At 40.7% G+C, this 25870-nt stretch carries 27 protein-coding genes; 8 read left to right on the top strand and 19 right to left on the bottom strand.

The annotated features are described in order from the left end of the window. Positions 1 to 94 precede the first annotated feature (94 nt). Positions 95 to 2860 (top strand): DNA polymerase I, encoded by a 2766-nt coding sequence (gene polA / locus F885_RS19300; protein ID WP_005312311.1) that lies wholly within the window; start codon positions 95 to 97, stop codon positions 2858 to 2860. A 128-nt stretch (positions 2861 to 2988) separates the two neighbouring features. Next, positions 2989 to 4119 (top strand): acyltransferase family protein, encoded by a 1131-nt coding sequence (locus tag F885_RS19305; protein WP_005312310.1) that lies wholly within the window; start codon positions 2989 to 2991, stop codon positions 4117 to 4119. Positions 4120 to 4160: 41 nt separating this feature from the next. Here the strand turns inward: F885_RS19305 and F885_RS19310 are convergent, their stop codons facing one another. From F885_RS19310 to ppx, 5 genes are read right to left on the bottom strand one after another with little or no spacing between them, the layout of a single operon-like run. Further along, positions 4161 to 4730: a YggT family protein gene (locus tag F885_RS19310; protein WP_005184711.1), complete on the bottom strand. Its 570-nt coding sequence runs from the start codon at positions 4728 to 4730 to the stop codon at positions 4161 to 4163. Between the two features lie 16 nt (positions 4731 to 4746). Then, positions 4747 to 5586, bottom strand: coding sequence for a pyrroline-5-carboxylate reductase (gene proC, locus F885_RS19315; RefSeq protein ID WP_004804503.1), 840 nt, complete (start codon positions 5584 to 5586; stop codon positions 4747 to 4749). Between the two features lie 3 nt (positions 5587 to 5589). Then, positions 5590 to 6981 carry a tRNA lysidine(34) synthetase TilS gene (gene tilS, locus F885_RS19320; RefSeq protein WP_081401657.1) on the bottom strand — a complete coding sequence of 464 codons (1392 nt, stop codon included), beginning with the start codon at positions 6979 to 6981 and terminating at the stop codon, positions 5590 to 5592. Then, the gene (locus F885_RS19325; RefSeq protein ID WP_005146510.1) at positions 6918 to 7742 is read right to left on the bottom strand and encodes an acetyl-CoA carboxylase carboxyltransferase subunit alpha; all 825 of its coding nucleotides are present in this window, start codon (positions 7740 to 7742) and stop codon (positions 6918 to 6920) included. Before F885_RS19325 ends, tilS begins: the two co-directional genes overlap by 64 nt. Before the next feature lie 28 nt (positions 7743 to 7770). Then, a complete protein-coding gene (gene ppx / locus F885_RS19330) occupies positions 7771 to 9291 on the bottom strand; it encodes an exopolyphosphatase (protein ID WP_005312302.1) in 1521 nt (506 codons plus the stop codon). 273 nt (positions 9292 to 9564) lie between these two features. Here ppx and trxA point away from each other — a divergent pair, with 273 nt between their 5' ends. From trxA to F885_RS19345, 3 genes are all read left to right on the top strand, one after another. Next, positions 9565 to 9891, top strand: coding sequence for a thioredoxin (gene trxA, locus F885_RS19335; RefSeq protein ID WP_004804498.1), 327 nt, complete (start codon positions 9565 to 9567; stop codon positions 9889 to 9891). Between the two features lie 327 nt (positions 9892 to 10218). After that, positions 10219 to 11487: a transcription termination factor Rho gene (gene rho, locus F885_RS19340; protein WP_004804496.1), complete on the top strand. Its 1269-nt coding sequence runs from the start codon at positions 10219 to 10221 to the stop codon at positions 11485 to 11487. Between the two features lie 387 nt (positions 11488 to 11874). Continuing rightward, entirely contained in the window at positions 11875 to 12144 is a 270-nt protein-coding gene (locus F885_RS19345) for a hypothetical protein (protein ID WP_005207085.1), read from the top strand. Between the two features lie 97 nt (positions 12145 to 12241). Here F885_RS19345 and F885_RS19350 read toward each other — a convergent pair whose 3' ends face one another. The 3 genes from F885_RS19350 to pheS are packed head-to-tail and all read right to left on the bottom strand — an operon-like array spanning position 12242 to position 15930. Next, a complete protein-coding gene (locus F885_RS19350) occupies positions 12242 to 12538 on the bottom strand; it encodes an integration host factor subunit alpha (RefSeq protein ID WP_000126166.1) in 297 nt (98 codons plus the stop codon). After that, on the bottom strand, positions 12535 to 14916 hold the full coding sequence (pheT, locus tag F885_RS19355; RefSeq protein WP_005312298.1) for a phenylalanine--tRNA ligase subunit beta: 2382 nt from the start codon (positions 14914 to 14916) through the stop codon (positions 12535 to 12537). The genes F885_RS19350 and pheT overlap by 4 nt, the downstream gene beginning before the upstream one ends. A gap of 33 nt (positions 14917 to 14949) precedes the next feature. Further along, on the bottom strand, positions 14950 to 15930 hold the full coding sequence (gene pheS, locus F885_RS19360) for a phenylalanine--tRNA ligase subunit alpha (RefSeq protein WP_005312295.1): 981 nt from the start codon (positions 15928 to 15930) through the stop codon (positions 14950 to 14952). A 525-nt stretch (positions 15931 to 16455) separates the two neighbouring features. On the opposite strand from pheS, the gene F885_RS19365 reads away from it, so the two are divergent. After that, positions 16456 to 17457, top strand: coding sequence for a hypothetical protein (locus F885_RS19365; RefSeq protein WP_005312292.1), 1002 nt, complete (start codon positions 16456 to 16458; stop codon positions 17455 to 17457). 56 nt (positions 17458 to 17513) lie between these two features. On the opposite strand, the gene F885_RS19370 is transcribed toward F885_RS19365, so the two are convergent. Together F885_RS19370 and F885_RS19375 are read right to left on the bottom strand one after the other, a co-directional pair. Then, positions 17514 to 17711 (bottom strand): hypothetical protein, encoded by a 198-nt coding sequence (locus F885_RS19370; RefSeq protein ID WP_004655648.1) that lies wholly within the window; start codon positions 17709 to 17711, stop codon positions 17514 to 17516. Between the two features lie 105 nt (positions 17712 to 17816). After that, positions 17817 to 18194, bottom strand: coding sequence for a hypothetical protein (locus F885_RS19375; protein ID WP_005207082.1), 378 nt, complete (start codon positions 18192 to 18194; stop codon positions 17817 to 17819). A 52-nt stretch (positions 18195 to 18246) separates the two neighbouring features. Between F885_RS19375 and F885_RS19380 the strand changes: the two genes are divergently transcribed. Continuing rightward, positions 18247 to 19416, top strand: coding sequence for a hypothetical protein (locus tag F885_RS19380; RefSeq protein ID WP_005312288.1), 1170 nt, complete (start codon positions 18247 to 18249; stop codon positions 19414 to 19416). Positions 19417 to 19440: 24 nt separating this feature from the next. On the opposite strand, the gene F885_RS19385 is transcribed toward F885_RS19380, so the two are convergent. From F885_RS19385 to rpmI, 3 genes are all read right to left on the bottom strand, one after another. Next, positions 19441 to 19992, bottom strand: coding sequence for an NADAR family protein (locus F885_RS19385; protein ID WP_005312286.1), 552 nt, complete (start codon positions 19990 to 19992; stop codon positions 19441 to 19443). Between the two features lie 92 nt (positions 19993 to 20084). Continuing rightward, a complete protein-coding gene (gene rplT, locus F885_RS19390; protein WP_004664213.1) occupies positions 20085 to 20444 on the bottom strand; it encodes a 50S ribosomal protein L20 in 360 nt (119 codons plus the stop codon). A gap of 11 nt (positions 20445 to 20455) precedes the next feature. After that, positions 20456 to 20650 carry a 50S ribosomal protein L35 gene (gene rpmI / locus F885_RS19395; protein ID WP_004804484.1) on the bottom strand — a complete coding sequence of 65 codons (195 nt, stop codon included), beginning with the start codon at positions 20648 to 20650 and terminating at the stop codon, positions 20456 to 20458. A 237-nt stretch (positions 20651 to 20887) separates the two neighbouring features. Between rpmI and F885_RS19400 the strand changes: the two genes are divergently transcribed. Continuing rightward, positions 20888 to 22141, top strand: a complete 1254-nt coding sequence (locus F885_RS19400) for an MFS transporter (RefSeq protein ID WP_005312283.1) — start codon at positions 20888 to 20890, stop codon at positions 22139 to 22141. Between the two features lie 34 nt (positions 22142 to 22175). On the opposite strand, the gene F885_RS19405 is transcribed toward F885_RS19400, so the two are convergent. From F885_RS19405 to infC, 6 genes are all read right to left on the bottom strand, one after another. Continuing rightward, on the bottom strand, positions 22176 to 22601 hold the full coding sequence (locus F885_RS19405; RefSeq protein WP_005312281.1) for a YqaA family protein: 426 nt from the start codon (positions 22599 to 22601) through the stop codon (positions 22176 to 22178). A gap of 64 nt (positions 22602 to 22665) precedes the next feature. Beyond that, positions 22666 to 23517 (bottom strand): arylamine N-acetyltransferase family protein, encoded by an 852-nt coding sequence (locus F885_RS19410; RefSeq protein ID WP_005312279.1) that lies wholly within the window; start codon positions 23515 to 23517, stop codon positions 22666 to 22668. Positions 23518 to 23637: 120 nt separating this feature from the next. After that, a complete protein-coding gene (locus F885_RS19415) occupies positions 23638 to 24081 on the bottom strand; it encodes a hypothetical protein (protein WP_004804478.1) in 444 nt (147 codons plus the stop codon). Next, positions 24078 to 24698, bottom strand: coding sequence for a glutathione S-transferase N-terminal domain-containing protein (locus F885_RS19420; RefSeq protein ID WP_005312277.1), 621 nt, complete (start codon positions 24696 to 24698; stop codon positions 24078 to 24080). The genes F885_RS19415 and F885_RS19420 overlap by 4 nt, the downstream gene beginning before the upstream one ends. Positions 24699 to 24826: 128 nt before the next feature. Further along, the gene (locus F885_RS19425; RefSeq protein ID WP_005312275.1) at positions 24827 to 25147 is read right to left on the bottom strand and encodes a DUF7709 family protein; all 321 of its coding nucleotides are present in this window, start codon (positions 25145 to 25147) and stop codon (positions 24827 to 24829) included. A 170-nt stretch (positions 25148 to 25317) separates the two neighbouring features. After that, on the bottom strand, positions 25318 to 25869 hold the full coding sequence (infC, locus tag F885_RS19430; protein WP_081400781.1) for a translation initiation factor IF-3: 552 nt from the start codon (positions 25867 to 25869) through the stop codon (positions 25318 to 25320). Position 25870: the final 1 nt, after the last annotated feature.

Genomic DNA, 25870 nt, shown 5'->3' with positions numbered 1-25870 from the left:
ACGACACAAGCAGCCGCTCTCCGTCCAGTTCAGATAAGACAGCCACCACTTTTTCACGTAAAATACCGAGTAATTTATAATTAGGATTTGCGCAATGCCACCTTTTGTCTTGGTAGACGGGTCTTATTTCTTATTTCGTGCTTTTCACGCCTTACCCCCATTAACCACGTCGACTGGCTTACATACCAATGCCATTCGGGGTGCAATTTCAGCGATTCAAAAACTGATGCGCCGCACTCAACCGACGCATATGGCTGTGATTTTTGATACACCAGAGCCGACTTTCCGTCATAAACTATCGCCAATCTACAAAGGCGACCGTCCAAGCATGCCTGAGGAATTATCTCAACAGATTCCTTATTTACATGCATTGATCAAAGCGCAAGGGATTCCTTTGTATTTTCTCGCAGGTGCAGAAGCAGATGACATTATTGGTACCTTAACCAAACGTGCTTTAGCCGAAGGTCATCATGTCCTCATCTCGACGGGAGACAAAGACATGGCGCAGTTGGTCAATGAACATGTCAAACTGGAAGACAGCTTTAAAGAACGTGTTTTAGATGAAGCAGGTGTTTTTGAAAAGTTCGGTGTACATCCAAATCAAATCATTGATTACCTCACCCTGATGGGCGATGCGTCTGACGGCATCATGGGCGTTCCAGGTGTTGGCGCAAAAACAGCGGCAAAGCTGCTGAATGAATACGGCACATTAAACAATATTATTGCCAATGCTGATCAGCTTAAAGGCAAACTCAGCCAGAATATTAAAGATAATGTAGACAACATCAAAGTTGACCATCAACTTGCCAGCATTGTCTGTGATCTCGATCTTGCCTTAGATTGGCATGACCTTAAACTCGCCAATCCAAATGTAGATCAGCTACGTGAGCTCTATACCGAATTAGAGTTTCGTAACCAATTACAATCCTTAGACCATCCAAACAATCCAAATAGCCCTGCTTATCAGCAAACATCGCAAAGTATTGCTAAAGCTGAAAAAAAAGCAGAACCCGTGGTTGCTGAAGATCATGCCAATCTTTCAAGCCAAGATGATCAACTCGGTAATGCGACTTATCATACGGTATTGAGCCAACAAGATTGGGATGCCTTATTACAGCGTATGCAGCAAGCTGATCATTTTGCGATTGATACAGAAACCACCAACCTCGATTATCGTGTAGCTGAGCTGGTCGGTTTCTCGGTCGCATTTGATGCCAAAGATGCCTATTACGTTCCTGTTGCACATAATTATGAAGGTGCACCTGAGCAACTGAATCGTGAACAGCTTCTCGCTCAGATCAAACCGATCCTTGAAAATGAACAAGTCAAGAAAATTGGTCATCATTTAAAATATGATGCGCATATCTTTGCCAATCATGGTATCACCATTCAAGGTTGGTATTTCGATACCATGCTGGCTTCATATGTATTGAATGCTGCGGCAACGCGACATGGTATGGATGATGTTGCTCGTCTTTATCTCAGTCATTTGACCACGACGTTTGAACAAATCGCAGGTAAAGGTGCAAAGCAAAAGACCTTTAATCAGATTGAGCTTGAAGTGGCTGCGCATTATGCAGCCGAAGATGCGCATGTTACCTATCGTTTGTATGAAGTACTCGCAGCAAAACTGAAAGCCCATCCAGAACTGGTCAATATTCTACATAATATTGAAATGCCTGTTGCTCGCGTGCTCACGGGAATGGAAGAAGATGGCATTAAGCTCGATCATCAATTCCTCGATCAACTCAGTGTCGAGTTTTCAGAAACCATTCAAACGCTCGAAGCTCAAGCAGCAGAACTGGCAGGCGAAGCCTTTAATGTTGCTTCACCAAAGCAAGTCGGTGAAGTCCTGTTTGAGAAACTTGGACTCAAAGGTGGTAAGAAAACTGCAACAGGTCAATACAGTACCAGTGAAAGTATTTTAGAGAAAATCGAACATCCATTGGCTGAAGTCATTTTGGAACATCGTGGCTTGGCAAAACTCAAAAATACCTACACCGATCGCCTGATTGAACAATCGCATGACACAACCCATCGTGTACATACCAGCTATCATCAAGCTTTAACTGCAACAGGCCGCTTGTCTTCAACCGATCCAAACCTGCAAAACATTCCAATTCGTACTCCAATTGGGCGTCAAATCCGTAAAGCCTTTATTGCACCTGAGGGTCGTGTGTTACTCGCTGCCGATTATTCTCAAATCGAACTGCGTTTGATGGCACATTTCTCTCAAGATGATGCATTAGTCCATGCCTTCCAACAAGGTCAGGACGTGCATCGCCGTACCGCATCTGAAGTGCTTGGCATTGCCATTGAAGATGTCACTAATGACCAACGCCGCCAAGCCAAAGCAGTTAACTTTGGTCTACTCTATGGTATGTCTGAATTTGGTCTCACCCGTCAGCTTGGCTTTAGCCGTGAAGAGTCACGTAGCTATATCGCACGTTACTTCCAACGATATCCGGGCGTATTGGATTATATGGAACGTACGCGTCAGATTGCGCGTGAACAAGGCTTTGTTGAAACCATTTTAGGCCGTCGTCTATACACACCAGACATTATGGCAAGCAATAAAATGATCAAACAAGCAGCTGAACGTGCGGCAATCAATGCGCCACTACAAGGCAGTGCGGCTGATATTATTAAATTGGCCATGATTGCAGTGGATAAAATGCTACCTAAAGATCAAGCTAAGCTGTTATTACAAGTGCACGATGAACTTGTGTTTGAAGCGGATGCTGCGATTGCGGATGAACTGTCCAAGCAAATTGCTGAAGTGATGCAATCGGTATTGGAAATTTCAGTGCCGTTTGTGGTTGAAGTTGGACAAGGTCCAAACTGGGATGCTGCCCACTAAGCCATCCGCATACCCGAAAAACAAAAATGTTTCTTGCAGACAGGGGATAAACTCCCCTGCGCTACAAGAAAACTGAAAATAAAGAATATCTGATAAAAATTAATTCGTATAGGAGAAAGGAATGCAATATGTCCTTTAATCAAGTCCAATTTAAGCGCTTTCACTCTATTGATTCATTACGCTGTATTTCAATCTTTTTGGTTTTACTGCATCACTTCAATATCCCTTATAAGCTGTTTGACACCTCGATCAATTTTCAGTTTTTTGGTGAAGATATTACGACTCTACTAGCCCGCAATGGTAACTATGGGGTTACCATGTTCTTTGTCATCTCGGGCTATCTCATCACCTCACACACCATCAAACGCTGGGGTGCATTACATCAGATCAATACGCGCGACTTTTATATTTCACGATTCGCTCGCATCATGCCGACCTTGATTCTGCTGATCTGTCTGGTCAATCTCTTCGGTGCATTTGAGCTTAAACCTTTTATGACTCAGGCCCCAAACGGCATTGTCGTCGCTCAGTCAACAGTTAACCTAGCAGCCCTGACCTTTTGGATGAACATCCTGATTATTGAAAATGGTTGGGTCAACTATGCGCTTGGCGTGTTATGGTCTTTATCTGTGGAAGAAGTGTTTTATCTACTGTTCCCACTAACAGCACTGCTATTTAAGAAGAAGCCCTACTTTCTATTTGTCTGTGTTGCCATAATTCTATTTGCACCCTATTTTAGATATTTACATTATGGTGAGGAAAGTGGCGCCTACCTCTACCATTACTTCTCTAGTTTTGATGGGATTGCCTTTGGCTGTATTGCAGCACTGATCGCACCGCAACTTAAGCTGCAAGCCGAAACTTGGTTAGGGTTGAAATACCTTGCCATTGCGACGATGTTTATCATTTATTTTTCTGCACCAATTAAACAAAACTGTATTTGGGGCGTCAGCCTATTTGCACTTGCGACAGCAATCGTGATTGTTGCGAATGTGGCAAATGAACACAGCACCACGCAGACACAGCGGTTTAAGTGGTTACAGGAGATTGGCAAGAATAGTTATGAAATTTATTTATTCCACCTGATTATTTTAGGTTTTTTTAAACTGTTTTATACGCCAGCAGTCACAGAAGGCAACATTAAACTGATCTTATTATTGGTCTATTTTGTCCTTGCGATTGGGCTAGGTGCTTTCATTGCACGCTATTTCTCCAATCCACTCAATCGAGCCATACGGCAACGTTTGATCAAGAAATAAAAAATGGGCATAACGCCCATTTTTTATTGAATCAGATTGGCTTAAAGACCAGTTAATAGCACTTTAGCTGCTTCATTCATCAGAATCTCAGCCACGTACAAAGCCAAGAACGCCAAAATTGGAGACAAATCAATCATCCCCATATTCGGCAATAAGCGACGGAATGGTGCAAGCAATGGTTCAGCCAATTCTTGAATCACTTCAATATAAGGCGAGCGCGACTGCGTAAACATCACTACCCAACTTAAAATGATCGTTGCAAAAATCAAATAACGACAGAAACGAATCAAATCTTGAATCATGGTCACAAATGTCGTGATCACCAGATACACCGCACTATGTGGCATCTGCCCAGACAAATACATCAGACCAAACATTTTCAATAAATACAGCACCACCAACAAAGCAACTGCCGCTAAATTGACACGGCCTTTACCAATCGTCGGGAAAATGCGGCTAAACACATCCACAATCTTGGTGGCTTTCACGGTTGAAAGCACCACAGGATTGTATGGACTGACTGCTGCCAATTGCATTAAAAAACGGAAAAAGACCAATAAAATTGCAACATTGATCAAAACACCAAAAATTAGCGCAGAACTTGCACCCATAATTGTCTTATCCTACTTAAACCGATTTAGTCTTGTCACTCAACTCTTGCGCTAGCTCTTGGCTACGCTTCTGAGCTGCTGCAAGCGCTGCTTGAATATTTTGTGAAATCTGCGCACGATCAAACACCTCTAAAGCTGCTTGCGTTGTACCATTTGGAGAGGTCACATTTTTACGTAATTCTGCTGGAGAATTTGAGCTGGTAATCGCCATTTGTGCCGCACCCAAAGCTGTTTGCAAGGTCAATGCCGTCGCCACTTTTTCATCGAGTCCCAAGTTTTTGCCAGCACGAATCATACTTTCCATCAAATAGAAAAAGTATGCTGGGCCAGAACCAGAGACTGCGGTTACTGCATCAATTTGAGCTTCGCTCTCCACCCAAATGGTTAAACCCGTCGCCGCTAAAATTTGACTGGTTAACTCACGATCTTGAGCATTTACCGCTTCAGATGCATAAATGCCATGTGCACCTGTTTGTACCAATGCTGGCGTATTCGGCATGACACGAACAATACGTTGACTACCACCAATTAAATCTGAAATCGTTTGAATTTCAGCACCCGCAATAATTGAGATCACGAGTTTATCTGACAATAAACCTTTTAATGGTTGTAATACCGTTGCCAAAACTTGGGGTTTGACCGCCAATACCACAACGTCCGCATTTTTAATTGCGTCCACATTGTCTGTTGTGGTTTGAATATTTTTTTCTTCTAAGATGTGACGAATTTGTTCTACAGGATCAGAAACTGTAATGCGCGTTGTGGGTAAACCACGAGATAGCAACCCACCAATCAAGGCCTGTGCCATGTTACCGCCGCCAATAAAACAAATATTTTGGTTCAATGTTGTCGCCATGTCCTACTCATCATACGAAAAAGACTGCTGAAAAACGTCATTACAGTCAGAAATTAAACTTGGTTGCCAACCGCCCTGCTCTAAATAATCAGATTGCGCCAACCAAAAACCCTTTGGGCTAAAAACCCCAAGCATAACATTATCTACGACTAATATTTGAATTGTATGACGTAACCAAGGCAAAATCTGTAGCTCTTGGATGGCTTTTTTCAGAGGCCAATGTCCAACACGACCATAAAGATGAATTTTTTCACCCCCCTGTCGTTTAAGCAACCTTAACTCTCGCCCTAAAAGCCGAGATGAAAGACCAATTTTTTGAGTTTCAATCTTAAATTGTCCAGCCGCAACATTAATAGTTTCACCTATATCAAACTGTTGTGACAACGTATCAGGAAAGGAAAATAATTTTTCTGCGTACAGCTCATCGTGGGTTAAACGATATAACGTTTTCTGATAGCGAACGAAATAATGTTGATTGATATGTAAAGTTGCCTGCGCATCTGGCTTTGCAAGAATGACCTCATGCTGCAATCGCTGCACCATATCATAACTTGGTCGATATTGATCCACCCCCTTCATCCAAGTCGATAACAATTGACGTTGCCGTGCAGCCGAGAGTTGCTGCAACTTGATCAGATCAAGTACACGATCGGTCGCACAGTGTTGCCAATCCGTCTGCAACACGTCATCCAGTATTTCCGCAGCATCCTGCATCAAAGAACTAGTCCGTGCTACAGCTGCCTGCATTTTGGGGAAGCGTTTTTGTAAGACATCCCATAATTCTTCTCGACACCACGCCCGATCGTAGTGCGTATCATGATTAGTTGGGTCTGTCACATAGGCAAAACCAAGTTGCTGCGACCATTGTTCAATTTGCTCGCGACTCACATCTAAAAATGGTCGCCAAATGGTCATGTCTTGACGAATATCAAGTTGCTGCATCGCAGCTAATCCATGCACGCCTGCTCCAGAAAACAAGCGTAATAATAGCGTCTCAGCCTGATCCTGCTGATGATGGGCCAAAACTAAAATTTCATTGGATTGTAAATGCTGTTGATACGCTTGATAACGCACTTGACGCGCTTGCTGTTCCAAATTTCCTGTTGCAACATCTACTTGCTGGATAATACACGGGATATTTAAGGCGTCTGACTGCTGCTGTACAACACAGCCCCATTCGGCACTCACCGTTTGAAGTTGATGATCAACATAAATCGCACGGGTTTGAGTCGGAAAAAGTTCAGACATTAGAAACAGCAACAGCATGGAATCCATGCCGCCGCTACACCCAATCAAGAATTGAGTTTGTTCAGAAAAATGCTGAGTTTGTGCTAAGACGCGATGCCTAAATTGCTGCTGCCAAACTTCATTAAACGTTGATAACGTGCGTCGCATCGTTCTTGTGCATCCATCGGTTGCAATTCATCTAAAGCTTGTTTTAACACATCTTTCAAATCATGCATGACTTTTTCAGGCTGTAAGTGCGCACCGTCACCTTCATCCACAACATATTCAACAATGCCTAAAGCTTGAAGTTTATCTGCAGTTAGAGAAAGTGCTTCACTCGCTTGTGCTGCTTTATCTGCGGTTTTCCATAGAATAGAGGCACAACCTTCAGGTGAAATCACCGAATAAATACTGTGTGACAGCATAATCACACGATCGGCTACACCAATACCAAGTGCACCACCCGAACCGCCTTCACCAAGAATCGTGGCAATCACAGGCACTTTTAAACTTGAAAGTTGTGCCAAGCTGGTTGCAATTGCTTCTGCTTGACCACGTTCTTCAGCTCCTACACCAGGGTATGCACCCATGGTATCGACGAAAGTAAATACAGGTAAATTAAAACGCTCAGCCATATCAAGTAAACGTTGTGATTTACGATATCCTTCTGGATTACACATCCCAAAGTTATGCTGTAGTTTTTCACGTGTGCTGCGACCACGATGTTGACCAACCACCATCACAGGTTGTCCGTCAAAACGTGCCAAACCACCGATCATGGCACCATCATCACCAAATAAACGGTCGCCGTGAAGTGCATCAAATTCAGTAAAAATTTCACTGACATAATCTAGAAATTGCGGACGCTCAGGGTGTCGTGCAATTTGAACCGTAGCCCAAGCCTTGGACTGAGTCGCTTTATTTTTCATAAGTCAAGAATGGTCCATAATAATATGGTTAATCAACAAATTTGTCTGACTGAATATTTAACTCAATGTCCCAATGCTTAAATTGCACCTGCTCATCATGCAGATCAGCAACCAATAAAGGCCATTGTTTAGCATCGCCAGAAACGCTGAGTTGCCATTGTTGATCATTTACAACATTCAGTTCAATGGCAGGAAGCATCTGATCACTACGACTATGGTTCAGCAAAACTGCAAGACGAAGTAATAAGCAAAGGTAGATTAAATGACTACCACCGACCTTTAAAACGTCATTTTTTGCATCTGCACGTAACTTACGACGATGGTGTGAAACCAAGTGTGAAAGATGATTTTGATCAATTTGTGAGAAACCCGGAATATCCGAGTGTTGCAATAAATATGCCCCATGACGGTGATAACCACCATGGCTAATCGCTAAACCGATTTCATGCAGATAAGCTGCACGACGCAGTAAGTCACTGTCTTCAGTCGTTAAATTTAACGCATCGGCAACACCATCAAACAACTCTTGTGCCGTATTGACCACCCGTTCAGCTTGTTTGGGATCTGCGTTATAACGTCCCATAAGTGCTTGCACACTGCGGTCACGAATATCTTCATGCTTAAAACGACCGAGCAAGTCATACATCACGCCTTCACGTAATGCACCGTCAGAATATGCCAATTTGTCGATATCTAAGACTTCAAAAATGGCATACAAAATCGCAAGGCCGGCTGGCAAAACTGCTCGACGGTCTTCACGTAGACCTTCAAAATCAATTTCAGAAATATGTTTAAATTTGAGCAAACGATCTTTTAATTTATATAAACCATCACGGGTCAGGTTTTCTTGCTCATCACTTAAACCGAGATTAACCGCAATCTGACGGCAGGCTTTAATGGTTCCGCTTGATCCAACGACGGTATCCCACCCCACAGATTTATAAGTATTGGCAATAGCAGACATTTCTTTGCGTGCAGCAACCACGGCTTTATCAAATGCTTTGCTGGTAATTTCACCATCAGAGAAATAGGTTTTACTATAGGCCACACAGCCCATTTGTAAGGATTCGGTATGCAGCGGTTCAAATTCCTCACCGATGATAAACTCGGTTGAACCTCCACCAATATCCACGACTAAACGTCGACCACCATTGGCCATGGTATGTGAAACGCCCAGATAAATCAGACGCGCTTCTTCACGACCCGCAATAATTTCAATCGGTTTCGGTAAAATTTCGGCTGCTTTTTGGATAAATTCGTGGCCATTTTTTGCTTGTCTTAACGCATTGGTTGCCACGATACGTAAACGATTCGGTTGTACTGAGCTCAAACGCCCAACAAAACGGGCTAAACATGCCAGTCCACGCTGTTGCGCGGCTTCGGTTAAATTCTTATTTTCATCAAGCCCAGCTGCTAACTGTACTTTTTCTGACATTGAAGCAACTTTCTTAACTTCACCGTGATCAACACGAGCGATTGCCAGATGGAAACTATTCGATCCCATATCAATCGCAGCAAGTAATTCTTCATCAATCAGAAAATCAGACATTATTCATATAAACCCATGCTCAATTCACGCATTAGAGTAATTCACATGCTTACAATTTTAAAGTCATTTTAAGCAATAAAAGTACTGTATTTGCGCTTTTACTTAATAAATGATTGTAGAAGTCGATGATCAACATCGTGAGCATCCATTAGACTTTTCGTTTTCAAACTTGAATAATCAGAACAAACCCTTACATTGAGTAAAGTAGCAATGTAATATTCATCGTGATGATGATTAAATTCGCACTTTATTTCTTAAATTTGGAGCAACCTCATGTCTGCGACTATTGTTAATACAACTGATGCAAACTTCCAAGCAGATGTTTTAGATGCTGAAACTCCTGTACTTGTTGATTTCTGGGCTGGCTGGTGTGCACCTTGTAAAGCAATTGCACCTGTTCTTGAAGATCTATCAACTGAATATGCAGGAAAAGTAAAAATCGTTAAAGTTGACGTGACTGCATGTGAAGATACTGCTGTAAAATATAACATTCGTAATATCCCAGCATTATTGATGTTTAAAAATGGCGAAGTTGTTGCTCAACAAGTTGGCGCAGCGCCACGTTCAAAACTTGCAGCATTCATTGACCAAAACATCTAATTCGATTGTCACACGGTCAATACAAGAAATACGCGATTCATTGAATCGCGTATTTCTTAGTAAAAATTGACAATTTACTTGATTTCCTCTATATTTCTGGATCAAGAAGCTTTGAATGGAATCTACTTCATTGCGCTTCTTACAAGACAAAACATAAGATCGCCGCTCGGCAATAACAATTGTTTTCACATTTCTCTCTGAAACAATGAACCAGACTACTGAATCGTGGTTGTGTAAATACAATTACCTCAGCATGTATGTATGCGGTCGATTTTTTATTCTTTCCCTAACGTAGTCCTCCACTTATTCCATTCTGTCTGACCACTTATGAACTTAACTGAACTCAAGAAAAAACCCATTGGCGAACTCATTAAAATTGCGGAGTTTATGGGCCTTGAAGGCATGGCACGTAACCGTAAACAAGATATTATTTTTGCCATTTTAAAACGCCACGCCATGAACGGCGAAGAAATCTTTGGTGATGGTGTTCTCGAAATTCTTTCTGATGGTTTTGGCTTCTTACGCTCTGCTGCTGGCTCATATCTAGCAGGACCAGATGACATTTATGTCAGCCCATCACAAATTCGCCGCTTTAATTTACGTACCGGTGATACGATTACTGGCACAATTCGTCCACCGAAAGAAGGTGAACGTTATTTTGCCCTATTAAAAGTTAACCAGATTAACTACGATACGCCTGAAAACTCACGTAATAAAATTCTATTTGAAAACCTTACCCCATTATTCCCAACTGAACAGTTGGTGATGGAATTGGGTAACGGTACAACAGAAGACTTGACCTCTCGTGTTGTCGATCTTGTCGCACCAATTGGTAAAGGTCAACGTTCTATTATTGTTGCGCCGCCAAAAGCGGGTAAAACAATGTTATTACAAACCATTGCGCAATCGATTGTCCGTAATAATCCAGAAGTTTTCTTAATTGTACTTCTAATTGACGAACGTCCTGAAGAAGTCACCGAAATGGAACGCACAGTTCGTGGTGAAGTGATTGCATCTACATTTGATGAAGCACCTGCCCGTCACGTTCAAGTTGCTGAAATGGTGATCGAGAAAGCGAAACGTCTAGTTGAACACAAAAAAGATGTTGTGATTCTCCTTGACTCGATTACCCGTCTTGCACGTGCTTACAACACTGTAGTGCCTTCATCAGGCAAGGTATTAACTGGTGGTGTAGACGCACATGCTTTAGAACGTCCAAAACGTTTCTTCGGTGCTGCACGTAATATTGAAGAAGGTGGTTCACTCACCATTATTTCTACTGCTTTGATTGAAACTGGCAGTAAAATGGATGATGTGATCTATGAAGAGTTTAAAGGTACAGGTAACCAAGAGATTACCCTTGATCGTCGTATTGCAGAGAAACGTGTATTCCCTGCAATGAATATCAAGAAATCTGGTACTCGTCGTGAAGAACGCCTCATGAGCGAAGAGAATCTTCGTAAAGTTTGGATTCTACGCAAGTTATTACATCCGATGGATGAGCTTGCGGCGATGGAATTCTTATTAGATCGTATGAAAGAAACCAAAACCAATGATGACTTCTTCGATCAAATGAAACGAAAGGCATCGACTTAAAGTCCAAAGAAAAAGCTACCTTAATGGTAGCTTTTTTTATTTGGTTGACACGCTTACAGAATATTTACACATTCTTCTAAAAATCATGAAAATAACCAATCTATTGATTTATAAGTTTATATTTAAAAATTGATATTATTTTTTTTCAATTTACCGATTCAAATCATATAACTCATAGTTATTTTCTATCAAAAAATAGCCAAATTCTGCCCATTTTTGTCGTTTTGTTGGACAGAACAGTAGTAATTCATGAATTGCTTTGATAGGATAGCTACAGACCAGTTAGGCTGCTCCCTGCGTTGTTACCTAAAGCGTTTAGGAATAATAAAAGCACAAACAGACTAGCTCAGGTTTTTTTTAATCTCACAATTTTATGAGAGTGATGCCATGTTATTCAAAAAATTCGCTGTTGTTGCTGCTATTGCTACTACTTTAGCTTTCGTTGGTTGCTCTAAGAAAGAAGAAGCGCCAGCTACTGACGCTACTGCTGCTGCATCTGAAGCTGTAGAAGCTGCTTCTGAAGCTGTAGAAGCTGTTGATGCTGCTGCTTCTGAAGCTGTTGCTACTACTGAAGCTGCTGCTTCTGACGTTGCTGCTGCTGCTTCTGACGTTGCTGCTACTGAAGCTGCTCCTGCTGAAGCTTCTGCTGCTCAATAATCTAGTTTTAGATTATCGAAAAAAAGAGAACCTTACGGTTCTCTTTTTTTTATGCCTAACATTTCTATAAATAAAAGATTGGCATAAAAAAAGCAGATCAATCGATCTGCTCATTCCCAACGCGCTGTCTAAATTTCTGACCCGCTCTGAACGTGACCACTCGACGTGCAGAAATTGGAATTTCCTCACCTGTCTTTGGATTACGTCCTGGACGTTCACGCTTATCACGTAACTCGAAATTACCGAAGCCAGAAAGTTTGACTTGTTCGCCAGCAATTAATGCTTGGCTAATTTCGTCAAAAAATAACTCGACCATTTGTTTTGCTTCGCGGCGATTTAAGCTAGTAAGCTCACTTAAATGGTCCGCCATATCTGCTTTTGTTAATGCTGTCATGAGGCCCTCAATGTCGCTTGGTAAGTGTCTTCCAACACTTGAATAATGTTATCCATACCAGATTTAATTTCAGCATCTTCAAGCGTACGAGTTGGATGTTGCCATAACACTGCAAAAGCTAAAGAGCGCTTGCCTTGTTCAACCCCTTGGCCCGTATACACATCGAACAACCATGCTGAGTCGAGTAACTCACCACCAGTCTGCTCAATTAACCGCTGAATATCTCTTACCTCAATATTATCAGAGATTAAAAGCGCAATATCACGTCTAACCGATGGAAAACGTGATAATTCTGTAAAATTAGATACATAAGATTGCAAAACTGCCTGTTGATCCAGCTCTGCGACCCAAGTTATACCCAAATCGAGTTCATTTTCCAATGATGGATGTAGACGACCTAAATAACCAATCGATTGTCCATCCACCAAAATTTCTGCCGATTGGCCAGGATGCAACCATGCACGCTCTGTACGAACAAAGTCAGCACCAATACGACCAGCGGCTAAAATCTCTTCAATCTCACCTTTGAAATCAAAGAAATCCATTGATTGAGGTTTTGCATGCCACGATTCTGGTACACGAGCACCAACCGCAATCAATGCTAAAGTTGGGATCTGTTTTAGATCATGAATATTTTGCGCACCCTGATAATCAAAACGTAGGCCCAACTCAAAGAAACGTACACGCTGCTGTTGACGGTTTAAGTTGTACTGTACACACGGAATTAAGCTAGACAACAAAGTACTACGCATTGCAGCCAAATCACTTGAAATAGGATTGGCAAGCATCAGTGGCTGTACATCTGGATTTAATTGCTTCTCAAGTTTTGCATCGGCAAAGCTAAAGCTAATTGCTTCTTGATAGCCTAATGTCACCGCAGTTTGACGTAATTGTGCAATTTCAAAACGGTCTTGGTACTTTTCCAGTTTTACATCAATTTTTGGCAAACTGATTTGAATATTGTCATAACCGTGAATACGAGCAACTTCTTCAATTAAATCTTGATAGATTGCCATGTCATAACGATGCGATGGTGGAACAACACGCCACTCACCTTCAGCTTTGCTTTCAACCACACAGCCCAAACGCGTCAAAGCATCGGCAATAAAATCACCAGCCACAGCATAACCGAGTAATTGATCAACTTGTGCTTGCTTCAATACAATTGCTTCGCGCTTTGGAAGCAGTTCTGCCTGTTCAGCAACAGTCACTGGACCAAACTCACCACCAGCAAAGGCTTGAATAAGCTCAGAAGCACGGTGCATAGCAATCATTGGCAATTCAAAATCCACACCGCGTTCATAACGTTGTGATGAATCCGTATGTAAACCAAAACGACGTGCACGACCTGCAATCGCTAAAGGTGCAAAGAATGCACTTTCAAGGAAGATGTCTTGGGTATCATCAGTTACCGATGAATCTAGCCCCCCCATAATTCCCGCAATCGCTAAAACTTTTTGATCATCTGCAATGACCATCATGTCATTTTGCAATTCAACTTCTTGATCATTGAGTAACGTCAACTTTTCTTGTGACTGCGCTTGGCGGACTTGAATCGAACCTTCAATTTTTGCCAAGTCAAATGCATGCATGGGTTGGCCCAATTCAAGCAACACATAGTTAGTAATATCCACCAAAATGCTATGCGTACGAATACCTGAACGTGCAAGAGCTTGCTCCATCCACTCAGGAGTTGCCGCTTTGACATTCACATTTTTGATAATACGCCCTAAATAACGTGGTGTACCTTCAGTGCTAATCGTTACTGCTTTCTCATCAGTAATTGATGCAGGAACAGCCTGAATCTTTGGTTCATTTACTTCAAGCTGGTTAATCACCGCGATTTCACGGGCAATACCACGAATACTAAAGCAGTCACCACGGTTGGGTGTGATACTGATGTCAATGACATTGTCATCAAGCTTTAAATATTCACGAATATTCATACCCACTGGTGCATCAGCCGGTAATTCCAACAAACCATCAATTTTGTCTTCTAAATCAATTTCAGAGGCACCACACAGCATGCCTTGTGATTCCACACCACGCAGCTTGCCTTTTTTAATTTTGAAATCGCCTGGCAGTACGGCACCGATCGTTGCAACAGGTGCTTTCATACCCACACGAACATTTGGCGCGCCGCATACAATTTGTAATGGCTCACCAGAACCAATATTAATTGTGGTGACACGTAAACGATCTGCATCTGGATGTTGTTCAACCGTAAGGACTTCACCAACAACCACACCGGTAAATGGTTTTGCTACAGGCGCTAACTCATCAACTTCCAAGCCCAACATGGTCAATTGATCAGAAAGTGCTTCGCTATCAATTGCAGGGTTCACCCACGTGCGTAACCAATTTTCACTAATTTTCATTTGTATAAACCTTATTTAATCCTGAAAAAATGTTTAGGCAAACTGGCGTAAAAAACGCACATCATTTTGGTAGAACATACGCAAATCATTGATGCCATAACGCAACATTGCAAAACGCTCTACCCCTAAACCAAAAGCAAAGCCTTTGTATTTATCAGGATCAATCCCTGCAGCACGCAGTACATTTGGGTGCACCATGCCACAACCTAAAACTTCTAACCAACGACCACGCTCATCCATAATATCTACTTCAGCGCTTGGCTCAGTAAATGGGAAATAAGATGGACGGAAACGTACTTTCAAATCTTTTTCAAAGAATTCATTTAACAGGTTAATCAATAAACCTTTTAATTCAGCAAAGCTGGTATTTTCTGCAACGTATAAGCCTTCGATCTGATGGAACATTGGCGAATGCGTTTGATCCGAGTCACAACGATATACACGACCTGGACACACGATGCGAATTGGCGGTTGACTGGTTTCCATGGTACGAATTTGTACACCCGAGGTATGGGTACGAAGCAAATGCGTTGCATCAAAATAGAAGGTGTCATGCATAGCACGAGCTGGATGATGACCCGGAATGTTTAAGGCTTCAAAGTTATGATAATCATCTTCAACTTCAGGACCATACGCAATTTGGAAACCAGCTTTGGTAAAGAACTGGCAAATACGCTCTTGTACCTGAGTTACAGGATGAATACTTCCCATACGCTGACCGCGACCAGGTAAAGTAATATCAATGGTTTCACTTGCCAATTTTTTTGCAAGCTCAGCTTGTTGTAATGTTTGTTGACGCTCAGTCAAAGCTGTATTGATTGCTTCACGAACAGCATGAATCGCAGCACCTTGTACTTTGCGTTCTTCAGGATCCATTTTTCCAAGTGCTTTCGACTGCTCTGCAAGCTGGCTTTTTTTCCCTGTAAATTGCACACGGGCTTGATCGAGTGCAGCAAGGTCTTGAGCCGCTGCAATGGCAGCAAGCGCTTCAGTGGTCAGGGCTTCCAGTGACATAGTAACTCTCAAAGCAACAAAATATAGAAATATAATAAAACGCTATAGTTTATCAGCTTTTTACCTATTTAATGAAGATAAACGACTGTTTAAATAGAGTACTTTTTCAGTTTTAATTTAAAGATAAAACAACAAGAATATGAAGCAGATGGCTTAAATTTTCGTAAAAATTAATCAATAATTGAATAAAATGTATAAGATACTAGGGTCTATTGACATTTCAACCATGCATTGCGTTATCAGCTAAAACGACATAAACAAGGCATGAAACGCAGACAATCGCAAACCCCTTGTCAAGTTTCATAACACAGTTTAGGGAGGTTTTAGCCATAACCTGAGTAAGATCAAAGCACTGCTTTGATCGCAGCGCAAGGACAGATGCGTTATCTCTTATTTATTTAGAATGGCTAAATTACATAAGACATGCCTTGTAGCATCAAAAAAATGTCCGCTGTCGCAATGAGAGCTTTAGCTCGCAAGGTGAAATATCAATAAACCCTAATTCGTCAATGAGAAAGAATAACGATGGCGCTTGATCAAATCTGGAAACAACAGCTTACACTTGTGACTTATGGCAATGAGTTTCTTGCAGGTGAACTCAATTTTAGTCGTTGGATTGAACATCCGATTTTCAATCAAAATCGACTGATCTTTAGGGATTTACTCTCCCAGCACCTGTTGGCACAACATTTCCAGATTTGGCTTGAAGGCTTAAAAAAACAAGGGGTTAAAAAACTCAGCCTACATTTATCCAGCGTACTCAATGATGAGCAAAATCCAAATGCCAATGTAGAGCTGCTTCCCTTCGCACATTTTATTGTGAGCCACCAAGGCAATAAAAAAACCGCATGGATTTGTGGACATGAACTGGCTGAATGGGATAACAGTGATCAAGCCTTTGATATACCGATACCCCAACAAACAACACTCCGCCAAGAAGTGTTTTGGCGTTATGAGTTGAATGATAAATTCGCTAAAAAAATTGATGCTGACTTACAGAAGGTGAATTGGAATCAGGTGGCCATTTTCTTGGAGAAAGAACTGTTCGATAGTAAATATGCAGAACATTTTTCTGAGCCAGAACAACAGGACCTCCCTTTCTATGGCTATGAATTTGATTCGATCAGTACACCAAACCAGCAACTCGCATTGATTCCAACCGATTATCCTGCTGATTGTGCACATCGCCTGTTACATCGTACTCAAGCTTTGGCTGATTATTTGGAGCAGCAAAGAAAACACCCTTATCATGCGACAGGTGAATTGATCAGTCCTGAAGAACAAATCAATTTGCGTAATTTCGCCCAGAAGACCGATGATTTATTTGCAAAATTAATTGTGAAAACAGCAAATCATTATCAAACGGCCCAACTGACAGCAGAAGAACCTGAAATCATTGACCGAACCATGGAAATCCCACATCAACTAGATAAAACTCAACATCATAAAGTTGGTACATCAGGTGTAATTAAACTGATTATCCTGACTGTAATTATCTGTCTACTTGCTTATTATTTTGGTCTGTAGCAACACCATGCATAAAAAAACCTAGATCACACCATCTAGGTTTTTCTTTTATCGTTTTAGAAGGTGGGGCGAATTCTGATAATCACTTTATGCCCACCATCATGCTGATTAACAATGTGATGCACATTTTCAATTTCACCTTCAACTTCAGCATCTGGCCCATAAAAAATTCGGATGGTTTCACCCTTTCTAGGCACAATACTCAGTTCTGTTTCAAATGCACCTTGCTGTAACCCTTCTACACTCACTAACATATTTTTATCCTGATGCTGTTTTCTTTACTGTAAAAAGATTTCAGCGTAAAAGTCTAATCGAACATGTTTGGGTTATGTAATCATTAAATAAATCAATAGATTATCTTACTCATCATAATCTAAATCATCTTCATCCATATTGAGGAAATCAGGTTCAGGGGTTTGTTCAAATTGCACGGCGAGAATATCTGTGTATTGAAGTAAACTGGCTTTAGCGACGCGATGCATTCCATCCATCACACGCCCTTGTGCACATAAGATAATTGGATAACTCAGATCAGCATCTTGAATCAGTTGAAAGTGCTCAATGATTTGTTGTGTTGTTGGATATTGATCTGGAAACCAATAGGCTTCGTTTAGCTCTTGAATATCAGCCAGTAAAATTTTCTTAGGCATCAAGTTTTTCGTCAACTCAAGTAAATGATGAACATCCCAGATATAGAGATCTTGTCCAATATTGCGAAAATGGTATTGTTTTCTCATTACTTTTTGATCACTCTATCTCTAATTCAAAATGATTATAATAGGAAGAAGAGTGTATCTCCATTTACCAAGAATTTACCGTCAAATCGCATTAGTCAGTTATGGAAATGAATTTTTAACTGGCGGCGTAGATTCCGAGCTTTTAGACCGCCACCCTTTACTCTTCACCCACTTTCCTATTTTACGAAATATTGAGCAAGGTAATTTACTGGCAGGCTCTGCTTCACATTTTTTAAGTTTTCTGAAATCACAAGGTCTAGAAAAAATCAGTTTACATTCGGCATCCAATCTCTCAAATTATTTGAACGAATCGAAACTTTTTAATTTCACCCAAAGTGATAGTGACTTTTGTATTGTCTGCCATTTTCCTCAACAACAGTTAAAAGCACTGATCCATTGTGAAGAAAAATCACTTTGGCAAAGCTATGATAACGATGGATACCCATTATACTCAGACTATAACAATTACCATGACAGCGTTGAAAACTATGTGTTGATCGATCTTCCTGTCGTGGCTATTTCCAGTATTGCTGAAGATTTAAAACCTATCTCTTGGCAAAGCTTTTTCAATGAATACCAAGAAAAAATCTATCATTTTGCAGTGGCTCGACGCTTTGGAAGTTACCCTATTCCGTTGACTGATAATAATTGCTATGAAGGCGATATGTATCAAATTGAAGAACAGTTCCCTGTACTCCCCTATAATCTGAAAAAGAATTATGCCAGTATTTTAATGCTCAATGCTGCTCGCTTAAAAAGTCAGTTTGATAATGAATCTCATATCAAAAATGACAATGGTGATTACTGGCACATGTCTGAAACTGAAAAACTAGAATTTGATACTGCACGTAATACACTCGAAGAATTCCACGTCCTTATCTTTAAATATACGGCCAACCAATATCAGAACTCAAATATCAGTGATTACCATGATCAACACAATGCTTTTAAATTTCATCCTAAATCTATAGATTCTGTCGATTTTTCAAAAAACACTCTCCCATTAGCAGAGCATGAAACTTTTTCATTCACAGAACCTCAACCCCACTTTCATTGGTCAGGAATCATAAAATTTCTATGGTCCATGCTATGGTGTTATTGTGCGTTATGGACCTTAGCTTATTTCGCAGTTGATTGGGGTAATCTTTTTATTCTGGTTCTTGCTTTTATCTATGCCATATATAAAGTACTTAAAAAATTAGCCAATGAAAAAGACCACTAAAAAGCGGTCTTTTTCATTTTGTGCCTATAGCAACTGAGCACGCACCTGCATAAGTGCAAAACCAAGTAAATTTAATCCCTGCCATTGGCTCGGGTCTTGGATATGCTGGTGATCTTGTGCCATACCAATCCCCCAAATCTTATCAACAGGCGATGCTTCAACCAAAATACGAGCATGCGTGGCAATCAAGAAATCTCTCAATTCAGGATGCTGTGAAAATTTGGCAAAGTTTGCCTGTACCACAATATCAAAACGTTTTTCTTGCCAAATCTGCTCATCATAGTTGTGCACTTTGCGCCCTAACTGCTTTGCATCATTGGGATGCTTAACTTTTAAGATTTGTGCAAAAACATCTTCATCGTTAAAGAGTTTTGCTTTTTGCGCCATCATATAATGTTCCGCTGTGAGATATTCAACACCCTCCTGTTTGAATGGCGATGGAAACCACTGGCTAAAACAGCTTTTGTCTACATGGTTGGTTTGCTTTGGGGTATGTCCCCAGAAATATAAATATTTAAATGGGCAACCTTGTTGGACTTGTTGAATTAAATCATTTAAAAATTGTTCATCTCGCATTATCTATCTCTGATTATTATCTATTATTGAAAATCCAATTCACTAAAAATAAAAAAGACCGCTAAAAAGCGGCCTTCTTTGAATCTCTAAGCTTATGCAGCTAATGCGCCTTTAGCTTTTTCAGCTAAAGCAGCAAATGCAACTGCATCATGCATAGCGATGTCAGCTAATACGCGACGGTCGATGATCACTTGAGCTTTTTTCAAGCCATCGATCATACGGCTGTATGACAAACCGTTAAGACGAGCACCAGCATTGATACGCGCAATCCATAAAGCACGGAATTGACGTTTCTTTTGACGGCGGTCACGGTAAGCGTATTGACCAGCTTTGATTACCGCTTGGAACGCTACGCGATAAACGCGTGAACGAGCACCATAGTAACCTTTAGCGCGAGCAAGAATTTTTTTGTGACGACGATGAGCCACTACACCACGTTTTACACGAGCCATTTATAATCTCCTTAGATGTATGGGCACATAGCACGAACTGATGCAACGTCACTTACGTGAACCATTACACAGCCGCGCAATTGACGGATACGCTTAGCAGATTTTTTGGTCAAAATGTGGCGTTTGAACGCTTGTTTACGCTTAAAGCCGTTTGCAGTCGCTTTGAAGCGTTTAGCTGCACCACGGCGAGTTTTCATCTTAGGCATAACAACCTCTTTTGAACACCTGTTCGGAACGTTTGCACCATTGCAAAAACGACCTGCAGGTAAGGGAGCCAGTATTCTAAAGCATAGCAAGCTAAAACGAAAGTAAAATGCTCATTTTTTGATAGTAAATCATCTCTTTTCTATAAACGTTATTTTCTATAACCAATTCTCAAATTACGAGAAACATCCATAAAATTAACACCTATAATAAATACAAGCTCTTAAATTCAAAAGAATATGACTATACAAAATGATGCTTTCGCTGCATTACGGTACCGAGATTTCTCTATTGTGACCGTTAATCAATTCTGCCTAACACTGGCAATTTTGATTCAGGAAATTATCGTCGCCTATTCACTTTATCAAATCACCCGTGATCCACTTACCTTGGGTTTCATTGGTCTGGCAGAAGCGATTCCATTCATTACCCTGTCCCTATGGGGCGGCTATTTCGCCGACAAATTAAATAAGCAGACCATTATGAAAATCTGCTTATTCTTTTCCATTCCTTTACCTTTAGTGCTTTGGGCGCTGTTCCACTTACATGGTTTAGAAAAAATTGGTATCAGCACGCTGTCTTGGGGTATCTATGCCGTGATTTTTGCTTTAGGGACCATTCGAGGTTTTTATAACCCATCGGCAACCTCACTCAAACCTTTTCTAATTCCGCGTGAACTGTATGCCAATGGTGCAACATGGACTACAATTGGATGGCAAAGTGGTGTGATCATCGGTCCTATGCTCGGTGGTTTTATGCTGGCATTTCTGGGACGTGAAACCAGCTTATTTGCTGTTACGGCTTTATTGGCCACCTGCTTCATCTTAATTACGCGTTTACAAAATCGTACTTTCCCTAAAATGGAAACTGAGAATGTACTACAAAGCCTGACTGATGGTTTCCGCTTTATCTGGAAAACTAAAATCGTTTTATGGGCAATCTCACTTGATCTAGTATCGGTTCTATTTGGTGGTGTGATTGCGTTATTGCCAATTTTCGCTGAGGAAATCCTAAAAGTCGGCCCTGAAGGTCTTGGCTATTTACGTGCCGCCCCGTCTATTGGTGCTCTCATCACCATGATTGCACTCACCAAATTTCCTCCGATGCAACATGCATGGCGAAATATGTTATTAGCGGTAGCCGGTTTTGGTATTTTTACCATTCTGTTCGCCTTCTCAAATCATATGTGGCTTTCATTATTTGCCTTAGCCATGACCGGTGCTTGTGACAGTGTTTCTGTCGTGGTTCGTCAAACCATCTTGCAAATTTTCCCGCCCGAAAATATGCGAGGTCGTGTCGCAGCAGTGAATGGGATGTTTGTTTCTTCAAGTAATGAACTAGGGGCTTTTGAATCGGGTCTCGCAGCCAAATACCTCGGCACAATCACTGCAACTATTCTTGGCGGTTGTATGACACTTGCCGTAGTGAGTTATTGCTGGTTTAAAACCAATGACTTATTCAAAGTCGATATTACGAAAGGTTCGGATCACTAAATAAAAGGGAAAGAGCCCATCTTTCCCTTCCTCATTAAAAGAGCCCGAGATATAAAGCATATAACGTTAAATAGCGCCCACCTTTGGCGATGGTGACAATCAATAAAAATCGCCAAAAGTTCTCTTTCATCAACCCAGCAATCAAGGTAATGGGATCACCAATCACAGGAGTCCAACTTAGGAGTAAGGAATAAAAGCCATATTTATGATAAATCTGCTGTGCTTGTAACAACCGTTGTTCTGAAACAGGAAACCATTTCTTATCTTTAAAATGCTCAATTTTTAATCCAAGCCACCAATTCACACAGGAACCTAAGACATTGCCAATGGTCGCAACCAAGATGAGATAAAAAGGATTGGATAAACCTTGTATCAGCAAGGTCATTAATACCGCTTCAGACTGTAAAGGCAATAAGGTGGCAGCACCAAAGGCTGAGAGAAACAATAACAAATAAGACATCAAAACAAGGTTCTCTTAAACTCGGAGCCACACATCATCAAGAGTAGACCATATAACGTGAATGCTATGGATTCAAGGTTAATTTTGCCCAAGTCTCTTTGAGTATCTCCTGTGAAATATCAATCCGAAAAACGCTTTTAATGGTTTGTTCAAATTCATCAAAGGTATTTAACTCTTTCTTGTCAGAGCTTCCTTTGCCATGTGTTCTTAGAACACGATCTTTTAAGGTCATTCGCATTTCTGTATTGGCAGTAGATAACATCAAATACTGGGTAAATAAGGATTCAGACGAGGTGGAAATATACCAGTTTGCAATTACAGCATCTGCATCTGCAATTTGCTGTTGAGGGTTAATCGCATAGACATTGATCCATTGATCATGAATACAGACTTGCAGCATATATTTCATTTCCGTCAGCACTGTCACATCTAAACCGCTCTGGGCAGCTTCAACAAATCTAAAAGGCTCTAACGGTGTCTGCTGTGTTTCACCGATCTTATCAAAAGATAAAACCGTGGTCGGCGTCATCCCTCCAAATCCAGGATCATACAAAAATAATTGCTGATCAATACGTACCAGTGTGACCAAATGAGTTCTCACCGGAGTACTGACAGGCGAACTTTGATAATACACTCGACCGAGTACGTTATATGCTTCATAACCCAGTTCAGTTAAAACAATTCTGGTTAGGGTACTGTGTTCTAGACAATAGCCTTCACGATTTTCAATCAATAATTTTTGCGCAAGTGGGTCTGACGCTAATGAAACCTCTTCTCCTAAAAAAGAGGATAAGTTACCAAAAGGAATAGCTTGCACATGAAGACTTAATAGGCTTTTTAAATTGGCCAAAGTTGGAGAGAAATCTCCTTTAAAACCAAGCTTTTTTAAATAAAGGGCTGATATTTTTGCTTGCATGAGGCTTTATCTTTGATGAACTTAAATCATCGTAGCTTGAACATGTATCGACTAGATGAAAAATTACACAATTATAAAATAGTCAGGCTTACATGCCCTAAATCATGGCTTTTCCAAAGATTAATTTTTAGTTTTCGCTTTTTTAGATCGAATAGAAAAATACATAACTGAAAAAATGAATGGAAAAACAAATAACAGCCAAAAGGTAAGATCAGATCTAATAATTTTTTGGTACAGGCTAAGTTGCATTTCCCCCGCAGAAATCGCTACCCAGTCAATAGAGACCGTATGATCAAGATAGCTACATAACACTAAGGATAAACTTAAAAAGCCAGCAAAAAACCAGCTACTCCAATATGAATTTTTGGTCTCTAGCTGTAGCCAAGCAAAGAGTGTAGAAAATAAGAGCCCTAAAACAGTAATAAAAGCAAATACCAAAACCGCTAAATGACTCTCTGAATAGAGCTTTTGCAACTGAGCACAAAGGATTGCTGTAAGCAACAACAATCCCATCGCAATCGCCCAATGCTTTAAGTAGCAGTGTCGTCCAATCCCCTGATTCATCCAACTTTGATCGACAAGGCTTTTTGTATTGCAGGGCGAGCTGTTAAGCGTTCAATATAATCTTGCACATACGGATAGTCTTCAAGTTGAATGCCCTGCCATTCGTAACGCAATGCCCAAGGTAAGATCGCCATATCCGCAATCGAGTATTCGCCTGCTACAAACTTTTGACCAATCAACTGTTTGTTTAAGACACTATACAAACGCTTGGTTTCATTGACATAACGATCAATCGCATATGGGATACGTTCAGAGGCAAACTTATTGAAGTGGTGATTTTGCCCAAGCATTGGACCAAATCCACCCATTTGCCACATCAACCATTGTTCAACCTCGACCCGCTCTTGCTCATCGGTCGGATAGAACAAACCTGTTTTTCGACCTAAATATTGTAAGATCGCACCCGACTCAAATACTGAAATCGGTTCACCTCTTGGACCATTTTGATCGACAATTGCTGGAATTTTATTATTGGGAGAGATTCTTAGAAAATCAGGTTGAAACTGATCATTTTCCAAAATATTGATTGGAAAAATCTGATATTCAAGTCCCATTTCTTCTAAGGCGATTGTTATTTTATGCCCATTGGGTGTACCCCAATAATATAAGTCAATCATTTTATATTGTCCTATTCATCGTTATCTTGACTGTTGTTGCGTTATAGCACACTTCCTACTTATTGATCAGTAGACAAGCACGAAAAGAAACAATAAAGCGGTGTTTTCAAAGACAATGTTGCAAAGATTTAAGCTTGATTATTCAAGAGTTCTTTGGCTTTCTCTCCAACGAATTTACGACCAGCATTACTGCCATTGATCCACTCTTCCACAGAGAACAAATCAAACATCCCCACTTTAAATAAGGTGGGCACCGCTAAAATCAACTCTTCTTCAACCGTACCTCGAACACCTGCATTATATAAATTAATATTGTGCAGCATGGTCGCGACGGTACCGGTTTGTACTCGACTACCATCTTTCAATGTGACTTGTGGTAAAACCTCGCCTTCTTGTAGCACTTTTTGATTAATTTCAGAGAGTTGTTGAGTACCAGTAATTGTAGACATGTCTTATTCCTATTTTCAAATAGTGTAATTATCAACAAACCCTATCATAGCTTGTTTTCATCTGTTCCAATGATGCTGAGAATTTTTTTAACAGATTTATCTCGAATTAGGTTATACATTTTTAGGCATAAAAAAAGCACCGCTGAGAGCGGTGCTTTTTATAAGAAAAATTACTTTTTCTTTTTCGGACCAATTAACATGCCCATTTGACGACCTTCCATCTTCGGCGCTTGTTCAATCACGCCAAATTCAGCAACGTCTGCTTCAATTTTTTGCAATTGAGCCAAACCAAGCTGTTGATGTGCCATCTCACGACCACGGAATCGCAAAGTGATTTTTACCTTATTCCCTTCTTCAAGGAAACGTAAAATTGCACGCAATTTAATTTGGTAATCACCTACATCCGTTGCAGGACGTAATTTGATTTCTTTCACTTGCACTTGATGCTGTTTTTTCTTCGCATCTTTTTGCTTTTGCTTTAAGTCAAATAAGTGCTTGTTGTAGTCCATGATTTTACAAACAGGTGGTTCTGCATTCGCCACAATCTCAACAAGGTCAAGATTAGCTTCTTCTGCAGCACGCAATGCTTCATTTAATGAAACAACACCTTTTTGTTCTCCATCTGCAGCGACGAGGCGTACTTCTTTCGCACGGATCTCATCGTTAATTGCAGGACGGTTACTTTTAGCACCTTGTTGTTGGTTACGGTCAGGCTGTTTAATC

Origin of the sequence: Acinetobacter higginsii, assembly GCF_000369845.1 — a bacterium.
Taxonomy (GTDB): domain Bacteria; phylum Pseudomonadota; class Gammaproteobacteria; order Pseudomonadales; family Moraxellaceae; genus Acinetobacter; species Acinetobacter higginsii.
Note: the sequence above shows the minus strand (reverse complement) of the source record. Positions and strands in the feature narration are given on the sequence as shown.

Coding starts and splice junctions, on each gene's coding strand:
- ppx (WP_005312302.1), bottom strand. CDS start 9,291: ATGTCTGATTTTCTGATTGATGAAGAATTACTTGCTGCGATTGATATG.
- trxA (WP_004804498.1), top strand. CDS start 9,565: ATGTCTGCGACTATTGTTAATACAACTGATGCAAACTTCCAAGCAGAT.
- F885_RS19370 (WP_004655648.1), bottom strand. CDS start 17,711: ATGTTAGTGAGTGTAGAAGGGTTACAGCAAGGTGCATTTGAAACAGAA.
- rho (WP_004804496.1), top strand. CDS start 10,219: ATGAACTTAACTGAACTCAAGAAAAAACCCATTGGCGAACTCATTAAA.
- F885_RS19425 (WP_005312275.1), bottom strand. CDS start 25,147: ATGTCTACAATTACTGGTACTCAACAACTCTCTGAAATTAATCAAAAA.
- F885_RS19405 (WP_005312281.1), bottom strand. CDS start 22,601: ATGTCTTATTTGTTATTGTTTCTCTCAGCCTTTGGTGCTGCCACCTTA.
- F885_RS19410 (WP_005312279.1), bottom strand. CDS start 23,517: ATGCAAGCAAAAATATCAGCCCTTTATTTAAAAAAGCTTGGTTTTAAA.
- F885_RS19375 (WP_005207082.1), bottom strand. CDS start 18,194: ATGAGAAAACAATACCATTTTCGCAATATTGGACAAGATCTCTATATC.
- F885_RS19420 (WP_005312277.1), bottom strand. CDS start 24,698: ATGATTGACTTATATTATTGGGGTACACCCAATGGGCATAAAATAACA.
- F885_RS19400 (WP_005312283.1), top strand. CDS start 20,888: ATGACTATACAAAATGATGCTTTCGCTGCATTACGGTACCGAGATTTC.
- F885_RS19305 (WP_005312310.1), top strand. CDS start 2,989: ATGTCCTTTAATCAAGTCCAATTTAAGCGCTTTCACTCTATTGATTCA.
- pheS (WP_005312295.1), bottom strand. CDS start 15,930: ATGTCACTGGAAGCCCTGACCACTGAAGCGCTTGCTGCCATTGCAGCG.
- rpmI (WP_004804484.1), bottom strand. CDS start 20,650: ATGCCTAAGATGAAAACTCGCCGTGGTGCAGCTAAACGCTTCAAAGCG.
- pheT (WP_005312298.1), bottom strand. CDS start 14,916: ATGAAAATTAGTGAAAATTGGTTACGCACGTGGGTGAACCCTGCAATT.
- F885_RS19310 (WP_005184711.1), bottom strand. CDS start 4,730: ATGGGTGCAAGTTCTGCGCTAATTTTTGGTGTTTTGATCAATGTTGCA.
- tilS (WP_081401657.1), bottom strand. CDS start 6,981: ATGCGACGCACGTTATCAACGTTTAATGAAGTTTGGCAGCAGCAATTT.
- F885_RS19365 (WP_005312292.1), top strand. CDS start 16,456: ATGGCGCTTGATCAAATCTGGAAACAACAGCTTACACTTGTGACTTAT.
- F885_RS19415 (WP_004804478.1), bottom strand. CDS start 24,081: ATGAATCAGGGGATTGGACGACACTGCTACTTAAAGCATTGGGCGATT.
- F885_RS19350 (WP_000126166.1), bottom strand. CDS start 12,538: ATGACAGCATTAACAAAAGCAGATATGGCGGACCATTTAAGTGAGCTT.
- F885_RS19325 (WP_005146510.1), bottom strand. CDS start 7,742: ATGAAAAATAAAGCGACTCAGTCCAAGGCTTGGGCTACGGTTCAAATT.
- F885_RS19385 (WP_005312286.1), bottom strand. CDS start 19,992: ATGCGAGATGAACAATTTTTAAATGATTTAATTCAACAAGTCCAACAA.
- rplT (WP_004664213.1), bottom strand. CDS start 20,444: ATGGCTCGTGTAAAACGTGGTGTAGTGGCTCATCGTCGTCACAAAAAA.
- proC (WP_004804503.1), bottom strand. CDS start 5,586: ATGGCGACAACATTGAACCAAAATATTTGTTTTATTGGCGGCGGTAAC.
- F885_RS19345 (WP_005207085.1), top strand. CDS start 11,875: ATGTTATTCAAAAAATTCGCTGTTGTTGCTGCTATTGCTACTACTTTA.
- polA (WP_005312311.1), top strand. CDS start 95: ATGCCACCTTTTGTCTTGGTAGACGGGTCTTATTTCTTATTTCGTGCT.